Source organism: bacterium, from assembly GCA_023150945.1.
Taxonomy (GTDB): Bacteria; Zhuqueibacterota; Zhuqueibacteria; order Zhuqueibacterales; family Zhuqueibacteraceae; genus Coneutiohabitans.
In genome coordinates, this window is record JAKLJX010000030.1 from 41,039 (window position 1) to 53,132 (window position 12,094).

11 protein-coding genes are annotated in these 12,094 nt (G+C 62.3%); all 11 read right to left on the reverse strand.

Going from position 1 to position 12,094, the window contains the following annotated elements:
• Positions 1-13: 13 nt before the first annotated feature.
• The 11 genes from L6R21_25220 to L6R21_25270 all read right to left on the reverse strand — a co-directional run bounded on the left by L6R21_25220 (position 14) and on the right by L6R21_25270 (position 11,955).
• Complete coding sequence (locus tag L6R21_25220) at positions 14-1,273, reverse strand: carboxylate--amine ligase (GenBank protein MCK6562515.1); 1,260 nt, start codon at positions 1,271-1,273, stop codon at positions 14-16.
• 44 nt (positions 1,274-1,317) lie between these two features.
• Positions 1,318-2,376, reverse strand: coding sequence for a phytase (locus tag L6R21_25225; protein ID MCK6562516.1), 1,059 nt, complete (start codon positions 2,374-2,376; stop codon positions 1,318-1,320).
• A gap of 145 nt (positions 2,377-2,521) precedes the next feature.
• On the reverse strand, positions 2,522-3,406 hold the full coding sequence (locus L6R21_25230) for an isocitrate lyase/phosphoenolpyruvate mutase family protein (protein MCK6562517.1): 885 nt from the start codon (positions 3,404-3,406) through the stop codon (positions 2,522-2,524).
• A 45-nt stretch (positions 3,407-3,451) separates the two neighbouring features.
• On the reverse strand, positions 3,452-4,384 hold the full coding sequence (locus L6R21_25235) for a hydroxyacid dehydrogenase (protein ID MCK6562518.1): 933 nt from the start codon (positions 4,382-4,384) through the stop codon (positions 3,452-3,454).
• 56 nt (positions 4,385-4,440) lie between these two features.
• Positions 4,441-5,628 carry a glycosyltransferase family 2 protein gene (locus L6R21_25240; protein MCK6562519.1) on the reverse strand — a complete coding sequence of 396 codons (1,188 nt, stop codon included), beginning with the start codon at positions 5,626-5,628 and terminating at the stop codon, positions 4,441-4,443.
• 1 nt (position 5,629) lies between these two features.
• Positions 5,630-6,349 (reverse strand): sugar transferase, encoded by a 720-nt coding sequence (locus L6R21_25245; GenBank protein MCK6562520.1) that lies wholly within the window; start codon positions 6,347-6,349, stop codon positions 5,630-5,632.
• A 61-nt stretch (positions 6,350-6,410) separates the two neighbouring features.
• Positions 6,411-7,115, reverse strand: coding sequence for a hypothetical protein (locus tag L6R21_25250; protein MCK6562521.1), 705 nt, complete (start codon positions 7,113-7,115; stop codon positions 6,411-6,413).
• A 267-nt stretch (positions 7,116-7,382) separates the two neighbouring features.
• A complete protein-coding gene (locus L6R21_25255; GenBank protein ID MCK6562522.1) occupies positions 7,383-8,135 on the reverse strand; it encodes a CpsD/CapB family tyrosine-protein kinase in 753 nt (250 codons plus the stop codon).
• A gap of 1 nt (position 8,136) precedes the next feature.
• Entirely contained in the window at positions 8,137-9,753 is a 1,617-nt protein-coding gene (locus tag L6R21_25260) for a hypothetical protein (protein MCK6562523.1), read from the reverse strand.
• A 47-nt stretch (positions 9,754-9,800) separates the two neighbouring features.
• Positions 9,801-10,652 carry a polysaccharide export protein gene (locus tag L6R21_25265; GenBank protein MCK6562524.1) on the reverse strand — a complete coding sequence of 284 codons (852 nt, stop codon included), beginning with the start codon at positions 10,650-10,652 and terminating at the stop codon, positions 9,801-9,803.
• Positions 10,653-10,971: 319 nt separating this feature from the next.
• The gene (locus L6R21_25270) at positions 10,972-11,955 is read right to left on the reverse strand and encodes an alginate lyase family protein (protein ID MCK6562525.1); all 984 of its coding nucleotides are present in this window, start codon (positions 11,953-11,955) and stop codon (positions 10,972-10,974) included.
• Positions 11,956-12,094: the final 139 nt, after the last annotated feature.

Sequence of the window (12,094 nt, forward strand, 5' to 3'; positions counted from 1 at the left end):
AAGACTTCCGGCGTCAGTTGATACGTTCCAAACGCGCCGGTTGCGGAGGCGGCGCGGCAGTCGCGGCCACGGCCGGTTTGCGCGCGCCGGCGCGCCGCGGAAACAGGGTGAAAGCGCGAAAGAGATCGCTCCAGAAGGGCAGCGGATCGCTCCAGGAAAACACCGCATATCCCTTGCGGCCGCGCACCGAGCGCCACCAGTCCTTGAGCGTCAGCTCGCCCCGCCGCCAGTAATGGAAGGCGGACTGGGCATCGCGGCGCAAATAGATCCATTTCACCCCGCGGTAGATCTGCGTGCGCTGCGCCGGCAGCGGCCGGCCGAGCAGATCGCAATAGGCGGTGTAGAGCAACTCCACGCCGCCGGCTTCGGCAATCGCCGAGCGGCCGGTGGGCCGGCCAATATTCGGCTCGATGATATATTGTCTGCCGGTGCGAACATCCTGCTTCATCTCGACATAACCCAGGCCGTGATATTTCACCCCGCGAAACAGCCGCAGTGTCTGGTGCAACACCTCGTCGTTGCGGCATTCCTCGCCCAGACAACTGGTGCCGGTTTCCGGCGGCCACTGGCGCAGCTTGCGTGCCACGAAAGTTACCAGTGGTTCTGCCTGCGCGTTGAAGTAGCAATTGCAGGAATAGAGCTGCGCGTCGCTGCCGGCAATCCATTCCTGCGCCATCAGCACCTCCGCCCAGGGCGAGCAGCGCTCATACAGCGCGAGCAACTCGGCCCCGCTGGCCGCCTTGTAGACTTTGGCTTTGGTGTTCTTCTCCCACACCGGCGTTTTCATCGGCGGTTTGAGAATGCAGGGATAATGCAACTGCGCCGCGGCGGCCACGGCCTCCGCGCGATTGCGCAGAAAGAAGGTCGCGGGAATGGGCAAGCCCGCCTGCTGCGCATGGGTGTAGAAGCTGATCTTGTCCATCAGCATTTCCACGGTCGCGGCCTCGGGCAGCGCAAAGTGAAACCAGTTTTGCAGCCGCTGGCGGTGCCGCGAAAGCAACAGCACGCTCATGTCGGTGCAGGGAAAGAGCACGGCCTGGTGCGGCAGCCGCGGCGCCAGTGTCTCCAGCGCCTGCACCAGTTCGTCCGAGGCCGTGTTGACCTGCAGAATGCGCTCGCACACCCGGGTGCGGCAGCAGTAATGCCTGGCATCCTTGGCCAGCGCGATGACCGGGACGCGGTGCCGGGCGAGAATCCGGGCGGTCTGCAGACCGGTGATGCAATCCAAGCCGATGACGATCGCGTGCGGCAGAGGTGTTGTTGCAGCGGGCATAAAGTCGTTCGATTCTCCTGCAGTGGCGGCGCCGGGCGGGGCGATTACAGATCTTCGGCAATTGCCTGCCACGACACCAGTTTGAAATTCTGCCGGCCCTTGTCGTTTTTGTCGTCCTGCGCCACCAGCAAACCCTCGGGAAAGGCGGGGCCGAAATCAAAATTCACCACCTCCAAGCCGTCGGTGTGAGTGACTTCGTCGATGCCGTTGCCCGCTACAATCTTGAATTTGGCCACGAACTCGTTGTCGCCTTCGCGGCGATAGATCACGTATTTGCTTTCACCCTGGCTGGAGGCCACGAGATAACCGGTGCCGTTTTTGGTGTCATAGAGGGCCAGGCCTTCGACGTCAGGCACGAGATTGCCGAACCAGCCGGTGCGGTCGACCACGGTGTAAGCCTCACCGGCCTCCGGCTCGGCGCCGAATTTCCAGATGCCCTTCTTTTCCACCGCAAGGTAAAGGTAACCCAGCTCGTCATCGGCCACGCAGCCCTCGGGCCGCGCGCCGACGTTGAAGGCGCGTACGCGCTGCGCCGCCACCTTACCGGCGCCATTGTCGGACAATTCCCATTGTTCGACGTCGCCCTCGCGCGAGTTCACAAAGTAGTAGAACTTGCCGGAGAGGCTGCTGCGATACATGCAGGAGCCATAGGGCGCGCAGGTGGTGATCGGCTGCGCCGCCGCCTCTTCCAGCGCGCGCGTGTCGGGATTGACCTGGTAGATCGCAATCGTGTTGTTGCTCTGATTGCTGCCCGTCACCAAGTCCACCGTGCGCCCGGCAAGGGGAAAGCCCGGACGCAGGTCGATGTTGTTAATCTCGCCGTCGCGCAGGAATTGCAGTTCCTTGCCGGAGAGATCATAAACGCCGACCCCCAGGTCTTTGTCCGTCGCGATGATCGTACTCAGCGCCGGATTCGTGCGGTTGATCCAAATCGCCGGATCATCGGCCGCGTCTCCCCGTGAGGGCACCGGCTCCGTCTCGGTCACCGGCGCCACCTTGATGACGGTGCTCTCCTGCCACAATTTGCTGGCGGCCGTTCCGGCGAGTGCCAGCAAGCACAAGGCACCCGCCCCCAATAACCACAGACGTTTTGCAGATGACATTGGAACGCATCCCGTTTGATTGATTTGCAGCCATGCACGTCGAGCGTGGAACTCCGAAAGCTTTGGCGCCCGGTGAGGAAGCGCGTGGCGCCGGACCCAGCGCCGCGCACCCTCACGGTGGTCCGGATTAGCGGGCTCACACGCGCTATTTTTCTTCGAGAGCGATGGTCTCTTGCGTCCGCACCAGCTCGAAAACGTGATTCACCGGTGCGATGTGATCATCCACGGCCGCGGCATTGCGCTTTTCCTGCAAAGTGCGCAGCGTGTCTTCCATGGCTTTGACCGCCGCGCGCATGGGCTGATTCGCCAGGATGATCATTTGAAAACCCTTGGCATGCAGTTGTTCGACGGTGAACGTGGGATAAAGCGTGGGCACCGCCACCAGCGGAATCTTGCCCAGACCCTTCCAGCTCTGCAGAAAGCCTTCGATTTCGCGCAGCGTCTTGTCTTTGGAATGAATCAGAATCGCATCCGCGCCGGCTTCGGCATAGGCGTCGGCGCGCTCGCAGGCCGCCGCCACGCCGTGTCCGGCAATCAACGCTTCGACGCGCGCGATGAAAACGAAATCGCGCGCTTCCTGCGCCTGCTTCGCCGCCCGAATGCGGCGCGCCTGCTCGGCCAGGGGGATCAGCTCGCGCTTGGCCTCGCCGGAGAACAGGCTGTTGCGCTTGGGAAAGACATTGTCTTCCACGCAAATGCCGGCAATGCCGGCGCGTTCGTATTCCTTCACGGTGCGCACGACGTTGGTCAGGCCGCCGAAGCCGTTGTCGCAATCCGCCACCACCGGCAGATTGGTGGCGGCATCCATGCGCACTGCCGCTTCCAGCGCTTCCGTCATCGTCACCAGATTCAAGTCCGGCAGGGCATAGGTCATGGTGGAGACGCCAAAACCGCTGACCCAGATGGCGTCAAAGCCGTATTGTTCGATCAATTGTGCACTCATGGCATCGTGCGCGCCCACCGCCACCACGGGCTGGGGGGCCTGCAATCCGGCGCGCAATGCCGCGCGTTTCTTGGCAGCTCTGTTCATGTTGTCGATCCTGGTTGATAATCTCTCAGAGGTTGAATGGCTCGCCTACCGGCGGTGGTATTCTGCTTCAAAGGCTTCAATGTGTTGAACGGCAATGCGGCCGATCTCGCGCTGCGCATCCGCGGCCATCGCGCCGAGGTGCGGCGTGAGAATCACATTCGACAAAGCGGCCAGCGGCGAAATTTTGCCTTCGCCTTCCTGCTCGTGGACGTCCAGCGCCGCGCCGGCCAGGCGCTTGTGCTGCAGCGCCGCGAGCAATGCCGCTTCCTCCACCACGCCGCCGCGCGCCATGTTGACCAGATAGGCGGTGGGCTTCATGGCCGCCAGCGCCGCCGCGTTGATCAAGTAGCGGGTGGAATTCTGCAGCGGTACGTGCACGGTTAGATAATCCGCGGCACGAAGTACCTCCGCAAAATTGGTGAGCGTGATGCCTTTTTCCCGCAGGCGTTCGGATTCCTTGGCGGAGGAGGAGTCCACGCAACCGAGTACTTGCATGCCCCAGGCCACGCCCAACTGTCCCACCCGCGTGCCGATGTTGCCGCAACCGACAATGCCGAGGGTTTTGCCGGTCAACAAATTGCCGATCATTTCATTCTTCACCCATCGGCCCTGGCGCCACAACCGGTCGGCTTCGACCACGCGGCGCGCCAGTCCGAGCAGCAGGGCAAAGGTCATTTCCGCGACTGCTTGTGCGCCGGGACCGGGAATGCGCACCATTCTGAGGTTGTGGGTGCGAATGTATTCGAGGTCGAGATTGTCGAATCCGGAGCCGGCGCGCACGATCAAGCCCAGCCGCGGGGCGCACGACAGGGCCGCGGCATCAAGCTCGACGCCGCTGCGGCAGATGATCACCGCGCAATCCTTGATTTTTTCGCGCAGCAGCGCCGGCGGAGGATTGAAAGCGCACTCCACCGCGTGGCGCTGTCGCAACCGGTCAATGGCTTCGGGATCAATTGAACTGACAATCAGAATTTTCATGCCGGGAGGTTCTCCAAGGATGAGATCAATGTATTCGAGCTTGAGCGCCGCGCCGCTCAGGTTATCTGCACGTCGGAGGTGGCGATCTGGCGTTGCGGCTGCCAGCGTTCGATGCGGTCGCCGCGCAGCACTTTGGCCAGCGCCACCAACGCGGCGGCATTGGCGAGGCAATAGAAGAAGGGGATATAGAACAATTTCAGCCGGCCGCTGCGCCGTTGCCGCAAGCCATAGCCCAGGCCGGCGAGCGCATAAAACAGTGCCTGCCCCATTGCCGCGGCCGCGTAGAAATCATGGTGCGTGGCCAGCGCCAGACTGGCACCAAACAACAGCAAAAGAAAAACAGGTACCAGGCGTCGCACCACTTTGTGCGAAAACAGGGTGACGGCATAGAAACCATGGCGCAGGGGATTGAGCAGCTTGCGGCGCAACAGCACGCCGCGCAGACCGCGCGTCATGATGCGAACCTTGCGGCTGAATTCCCGCGCTGCTGCCGGCGCCGGCTCCTCATAGGCAACGGCTTCGCGCTCGAACACCAGGCGATAGCCCTGTTCGATCACCGCGGTGGAAATGGCGAAGTCATCGGTCACGGCTGCACTCGCCGGATGGCGGTACAGCGTGCGCCGGATCGCGTAGATCGCGCCGTGCGCGGAAACGATGCTGCCGGTGAGGCTCTCCTGTTGCTTGAGCCACTTGTCAAAAGACCAATAGAGATGCTCGCCCTGATTGGTGGTGTCCGCGTGCCGGCCGGCCTTGAGATAGATTTGATTGCCGCACACGCCGCCTACTTGCGGATCGGCGAAGTTGCGCGCCAGCTTGCGCAGCGCCTCGGTTTGGTACATGGAATTCGCGTCGGAGAAGACCAGCAGCTCGCCGGTGGCGCAGGCCACGGCTTCCCGGATCGCATGCAGCTTGCCCCGCCGCGGCAGCGCCAGCAGCCGCACTCCCTGCCCGACATAACGCGCGACCATGGCCTCGGTGCCGTCGTCCGAGCCGTCCGAAGCCACGATGATTTCGAGCGCGGATTTGGGATAGTCCAGGGCGAGGGCATTATCCAGCCGGCCGGCAATGGTTTTCTCCTCGTTCCACACTGGAATGATCAGGCTCAGCCGCGGGGTGATGGGCGCCTGCAGCACGCGCCGCCGCTGCAAGCGCGCCCATGCCATCACCAGCAGCGTGAAGCCGGCGTAGGCATAGAACAGCACCGCGAGCGCGAGCCAGAAGACCGTCACCAGAATGGCCGCCATCTCAGTTGGCTCCCCGGCCGGTGAACAAGACCGAGACGGTGCGGAACATGATCCGCAAATCCAGCCAGAAGGACTGGTAGCGCATGTAGGCGATGTCGAGGCGGCAGCGCTCGTCGAAATCGATTTCATTGCGGCCGCAGACCTGCCACAATCCGGTGAGGCCGGGTTTCAGCTCCAGCCGCGCCGTATGCCACAGGCTGTAAGTGGAGGCGCTGAAGGAAGTGGGGCGCGGCCCAACGATGCTCATTTCGCCGTGCAGAACGTTGAAGATCTGCGGCAGCTCATCCAGGCTGGTTTTACGCAGGAACTTGCCGACGCGCGTGATGCGCGGATCATCGGCGATCTTGAAGTCCGGCCAGGTGAGCAGATTGAGATGGAGATATTTTTCCTTGAGCTGCTCGGCGTTTTCCACCATCGTGCGCAGCTTGTACATTTTGAAGCGCCGGCCGCCGCGGCCGGTGCGGTATTGAAAGAAGAACACCGGCCCGGGCGAGTCGATGCGAATGGCGAGGGCGCACAGGCCGAGCAACAGCAACGCCACCGGCAACGCCGCCAGGCTGATGATCAAATCGATACCGCGTTTGACGAGTTGATACGTTTTATTGCTGCCCGGCACTTTGTTGCGCACTTCGCCGCGCAGATACCAGGGTTTTTCCACCTGCGCCGCGGCAATCGCCGCGCTGGCGGGCAATGTTTCTCCGATGAAATAGGCACCTTGCATGGAACCGCCACCTCCTGAGGCTCGCTGCGCGTCCGCGCAGCCCGGGTGAGTCGTCGTGATGTTATTTCAGAGATGACACCAGGGGTTCCGTGCGCTGCACCCCTTGGTTGGTTTTGGCAGCGTCTATTTGAGGTGGATGTTCCGCAGCCTTCCGTTGGCTGCGGGCATGGGCGCGGGCGACGAGGTCCGGCAGGATCAGGCCGTCCGCCGGAAACTCGGCGACCCCAAAACGCATCGTGATTTTGGTGCGATTCGAAATGAGGCGTTGCAGACGTGCCACCGCCTGCTCGGCGCTGGCCAGCGATGATTCCGGTGACAGGATGATATAACGATCATCGGTGGCATTGTAGGTCACGAGGTCGCTGCTCCGCATATTCTCCCGCAGCAAAGAGCTGACCAGGGAGAGCAGCAACTGCGACGCCAGGCCGGCATCGCCCAACACGGTTGGCAGGCCGCGCCGCTTGGGCTTGTTCACCTCATAATCCACCACCAGCACGGTGAGGGTGAGCGTGCGATGATAGCGCCGCGCGCGTTCCAACTCCGCGATCATGCGGGTGAGTGATTTGCCGTACGGCAGAATCGCACGATGCCAGCCGGCCTGCAAACTCTTGGCGGTCCTGGCACCGTTGCGGTGCCGCTGCCACAGCAGGCCCAACAAAAACGAGGTCAGACACGCCAGGATGATCACCAGCAGCCACGGCTCCAAAATGAAGTCGTTGCCTGCGGATTGGCGTGCGGTCTGAAGCAATTCGATAGAATGTCGCATGCTCGCTGTCATGAACTGGGCGCGAAAAATAGCCTCGGGTGACCTGAACCGGAATCGTGGTTGTGCGTGCTGCTGTCAACCCTGTGACCGCGAAATTGAGGTGGCCGGCACGGCGTTGTTCAGCCGCAGCCAGCAGCAACGCACTTTAGCCCGCCGTGCCGGCGGTGAGGTGTTCTGCTGCCGGCAATAACACAATACCCCGCCCCGGGCCTGACGAGTCCCGCGGTGAAATTGCTGAACACCGTGTGCGGGGAAGGCGTCGTGGCCTCAAAGCCACTTGCGAATCAAGGCAGGTAACTGCTCCCGTTCGCGATTGAGCACGACGCCCAGGAGGGTGGCTTTGACGCGGCTCAGCTCGCGAACGATCTCCCGGACTTCCGGCACGCGGGTGCGCTCGGCCTCGGCCACGATGATCACGCTTTGGACGTAGGCGCTCAGCATTGCCACCTCGGGCGTGGTGCCAAACGCCGGGGCGTCGAGAATGACAAAATCAAAGGTCTCATGCAGGGCCGCAGCCACGGCGGCAAAGCGCCGCGCTTCGAAAGGTGTGCCGTACACGCCGCCGATGGCCGGCATGACATGCAGGTTGGGCAGTCCGGCAACCACCGCCATCTCGAGGTAACTTCCGCCCTCGCTGGCTGTGGTCTTCAATCCCTCGCTCATCTTGAGCGGGAAAATGCGGTGCAATTGCGGACGCTGCACATTGGCGTCCACCAGCAAAATCTCTTTTTGGGGATCGAGGCTCAAACCCAGCGCCAGGCTGACCGCGACCGCGGTGACGCCCGTGCCTTCGTCCGCGCCGGTGAGCAGCACCGAGCGAATACCGCGCTGTTCGCGCGCCAGCAACAGCGCGTTGCGCAGCTTGAGCTGTTCTTTGCTCAACGCCGGCAGCAAGCGGCCGCTGGATGGGGAGACGATTCCCGCTTCCGCCTCGGGCAGCGAAATCCCTTGCAGGTCGCCGGCCGGCGAGGCCTCTGAATTTCTGTAGTTGTATGATGGCAAGGTGAGGGCTGACTCCATGTTAGGTTCGCTGCGACGCCTCCGCGCGGGGATCATAATTCTCCTCCGCCAGCAGATTGAGCGGCCAGTCCCCCTCGGGGATGGTCACCAGCACCGGCACATTGAGCTGACGCTCGAGGTCGCCGCGGTTGCGTATCAAGCTGTCGAAATAACCCGCAGCCAGCCCTGCGCCCAAACCGACCAGTACACCCAGAGCCAGCCCGAGCGCCAGGTTCATTTTCCGGTTCGGCCGCACCGCGGTGAGCGGCACACTCGCCGGGTCGATGATGCTGACGTTGGCCACCTTCTCGCGGTCGAGCGCTTCCGAGATGCGTGCCTCTTCCTGTTTCTTGGCATACAGCAGATAATTGTTCTCGTGCAGGTGCAACTGGCGCAGCAGAGCCTCGTGAGTGAGGGTCGCGCGCTCCAGGCCGGCAAGCAGGGCTTTCTGCTGGTCGATGGCCTTTTGCAGTTCTTCCTCCTGGGCGCGATAGCCGACGAGACTCATGCGCGCCCGCGTCAAATCGCTGGAGAGTTGCAGGACGGTATTGCTGATGTCCGCGACCGCGGTCGGCTGTTCGGCGCGCTGCTCGGCCTGAATCGCCTCTTCGAGCTGGGCAATGCGCGCCTGCAGGCTGCGCGTCATCCGGCTGTTGGGCGCGGCAGCAGCCCGGCTGCGCGTTTCCTCCTGGCGCAGCAAGTCATATTTGACCTGCAGTTCGGCCAGCTCGCGCTTCATCGCTTCCAGCACGCTGGCGGAAGCGCGCTGCTTGCGCGTGTGAATGCGCTCCGGCTCGTTCGCCAGTTGTTGTTCGAGAAAACCAACCTGGCGGTCGGCGGCCTGGGCGCCGGCACGCGCGGCATTGCGCTGGCCTTCATATTCCGCGATCTTCTGCAGCAACAGCTCGCGCTGTTTGTCCGGCGCAATCAGATTGTTTTCGATTTCAAATTGCCGGAGTTGAGCGGCGACCACCTGCAGCGTATCACGCAAGGCCTGTGCCTGATGCAGAAAGAAGGAATAGACGCCGCGGCTTTCGTGCACTTCGAGATGACGGTCCACATACCGGCGGCACAGTTCATTGACCAGTTGCGCCGCCAGGCGCGGGTCTTCGGATTCGTAGCTGATCTCGATGATGTTCGACTTGGGCACGGCCTGGCACTCCAGCGCCTTGGCAAACGTGGCCACCGCGATTTCCACCACCAGGGCGCTGTCCAAAATGGCGACCGCCTCCGGTTTGACCAGGCGTTTGTACAAGCCGTTGGTGTTGACCACACTGCGGAGCAGCGTGGCGCTCTTCAGAATCTCGATTTCGGAGTTGAGGATGTTTTCGGAGATCGTCGGCCGCGTGTCGGTGTCGGTGGCTTCATTGGCTGAGATGATGGTGCTGGCGCGTTCTTTTTTGAGCATGACTTGCGCGCGCGCCACATACACGGAGGGCATCATCATGGTCACCGCGCCCACGGTCAGAAAAATGCCGGCAAAGACGAGCAGCGCCAGCTTGCGGCGGCGGTAAATCATCAGACCCAAGTCGCGCAGCGACACGCCGGGTGGCGGCGGCGCGGCGGCCAGGGCGGAGGCGTCAGCGATCGCCATCTCGGGGCGTCGTGGTTCGAGAGAGTTGTTGCTGCCGAGTGTCATCTGATCTCCATCTCAAAAAAAGCTTCCTGCTTTGTCACCCGCGCCGCTCAACGGGGGCGGTTGTATTCGCGCAAGGCCCTCAGGTAGATGTCGAAAGGTGGAAACAGGCCGTCATACACCTGGGTGAGAAACTCGTTGACGTTGGCGATGAACGTCTTGGGAACATAAACCACATCCTGCGGCTGCAGATACAAGTCCTGATGCGCGGCCGCCGCGAGCGCCGGCCGCGCCAGATCGACGCGCACGCCGGTGAGTTCACCCGCCTGATCGGGCCGCAATACAATCACACTGTTCATTTTGGCGCCGCGAATCGGGCCGCCGGCCGCAGCCAGTGCCTGCAACACGGTCATGTTCGGCAGCAGTTCGAGCTGGCCGGGCTTGTCGACTTCACCCAGCACATAGACCGCCAGCCCTGCGAAATTGCGCACATAAACCGTCACCTCCGGCGCATGCACGATCTCGGCATAGGCGGCGGTAATCAGGCTGTCCACTTGCGAAGGCGTGCGGCCCACGACATAGAGGTCGCCGACTGCTTCCAGCGTGATGCGACCATCCGGCCGGACTTTGGCGATTTCATTCAGCCGCTCGTGATAGCGGGTCTTGATTTCGAGCTCGTCGAGAATGTTGATGCGATACTCCGGGGGCGCGCTCGCGACGCCCGTAATGGCGACACGGTCGCGGTAGGCCGGCAGGGTGGCAGAGGAACGCAAACCGGGGCTGGCCGCAACTCGGGTGGAGGGAGTGCTGGCGCATCCCGTAAGCGAGAGCTCGCTGAGCGCCAGTGCAAGCAGGAGAATGGGCGCCCAGACTCTATGGTGCCCGCCCCACCGGCATCCTTCCACTTCTCCTGGAATGCGCATGTGCAGCATCTGTTTGAAATCCCTTTCAAAGTAGCTCATGGTGTCCGAACCGGAATGATCTTAGCGAAATCTTTAACATTTCTTTCTTTTCGGTTCATATTTACCCACAATGCGGGTTTTAGCGGAAATTCCGGTCATCACCTCGAGTGGGGAACTCCGGCGGTTTGATGGTGTGGCGTGGTCGCTTCGGCGCAGCAACGGTATCGGCGTGACGGAGTTGTTTTTTCTGCTGCCTGCGCAGTATAGCCTCTTTGGAATTGGTAGGGCTGGTTGAAGGTGGTGGGATAGCGTCGATGTGAATTCACCCTCTGGTTCGCAGGTTGTTGGTTGCGCGATAGTTGCGTGCACGAGGAGGCCGCTATTGGCGGGGATGCGTCCAGTCAGTCCAGCCGGCGTTTTTGCCCGGCCGGGAGGGCACAGGCGCGGGAAAATCGGTGTGATAGAAATGATTGATCAAATGCGTCTGCCAACTGTCATCGCCGGTCGCGGGGAAATTGGCCTGCGCGTGCAGCCAGACAAAGGCGCGCAGCAGAGCCTGGTCCTGCCACTCCCACACCGGATAGCCGGCGCGATGCAAGATCACTGCCTGCACCAACGCGCCTTGCAAGGCCTCATACACGTAGTTCTCCTGCGGCGGCGGCCAGCGAAACGGTCCGCCGCGGCGTTGATCATCCGGCAGCACGCCGTCGATGTTCCTGCCGTTTTTCAGCGCGCCTTTGGGATTGATTGCCACCGGATGGGCGGTATCAGCCTGCCAGGAGAGATCACCAAAAGTGAAGCCGGCATACGCGCTGCGATCACCGAGCCAGCCTTTGAAGACTTGCGCCACGCGGTCCAGCTCGGCGCGATCGCCCAGGTAGGCAGCAATGGCGGCGCGGCTGGCGCCGGCATGCGTACCCCAATTGTTGGGCCGGGTTTCATGGCAGGAACGCAGCGACTGGCCGGCGAGCCGGCGGTCGAGCAAATTGCGCAGCCAGCCGCGAAAGTTGTGATCATCGTTGGAAGGCAGCGTGACAAGATCCGCCGCAATGACGTAAGCCGCCAACTCGCGGCCGAGCGCCAGCACGCGGCCGCCCTCTTCGCTGCCCATGATTTGCCGGCAGGCAGCGATCACCTCCTGGCGATGGCGTTCCTCCTGCGTGCGGGCATAGACCAGGGCCTTGGCCAGCACGCAGACGTTGGTGCGGTCGTTTTGATCCGCGAGATTCGGCCGGCCGCTTTCCACCTCCGCAGCGGCTTTGAGGTTTTCCCACGCCGGGCCGGCAGTGGGCAGTGGCGCCAGCTCGGCGGCGCTGATCCAAATGCCGGTCGATTGCGCAGGCAGCCCGGCCGGATTGCTCATCAGCGCCAGGCAACCACAAACCAGGCCTCGCAAAAACTGCGCGTGAGCATTCACCGCTTTGATGTACTCCTGCTGAGATTTTGGGGACGGTCAATCAAAACAACAGCGGCAGCCTTGCGGCAGAGAACCAACAAGATTA

Excerpts from the sequence above, each read along its gene's own strand:
- L6R21_25220 (MCK6562515.1), bottom strand. The coding sequence starts at position 1,273 with ATGCCCGCTGCAACAACACCTCTGCCGCACGCGATCGTCATCGGCTTG.
- L6R21_25225 (MCK6562516.1), bottom strand. The coding sequence starts at position 2,376 with ATGTCATCTGCAAAACGTCTGTGGTTATTGGGGGCGGGTGCCTTGTGC.
- L6R21_25230 (MCK6562517.1), bottom strand. The coding sequence starts at position 3,406 with ATGAACAGAGCTGCCAAGAAACGCGCGGCATTGCGCGCCGGATTGCAG.
- L6R21_25235 (MCK6562518.1), bottom strand. The coding sequence starts at position 4,384 with ATGAAAATTCTGATTGTCAGTTCAATTGATCCCGAAGCCATTGACCGG.
- L6R21_25240 (MCK6562519.1), bottom strand. The coding sequence starts at position 5,628 with ATGGCGGCCATTCTGGTGACGGTCTTCTGGCTCGCGCTCGCGGTGCTG.
- L6R21_25245 (MCK6562520.1), bottom strand. The coding sequence starts at position 6,349 with ATGCAAGGTGCCTATTTCATCGGAGAAACATTGCCCGCCAGCGCGGCG.
- L6R21_25250 (MCK6562521.1), bottom strand. The coding sequence starts at position 7,115 with ATGCGACATTCTATCGAATTGCTTCAGACCGCACGCCAATCCGCAGGC.
- L6R21_25255 (MCK6562522.1), bottom strand. The coding sequence starts at position 8,135 with ATGGAGTCAGCCCTCACCTTGCCATCATACAACTACAGAAATTCAGAG.
- L6R21_25260 (MCK6562523.1), bottom strand. The coding sequence starts at position 9,753 with ATGACACTCGGCAGCAACAACTCTCTCGAACCACGACGCCCCGAGATG.
- L6R21_25265 (MCK6562524.1), bottom strand. The coding sequence starts at position 10,652 with ATGAGCTACTTTGAAAGGGATTTCAAACAGATGCTGCACATGCGCATT.
- L6R21_25270 (MCK6562525.1), bottom strand. The coding sequence starts at position 11,955 with ATGAGCAATCCGGCCGGGCTGCCTGCGCAATCGACCGGCATTTGGATC.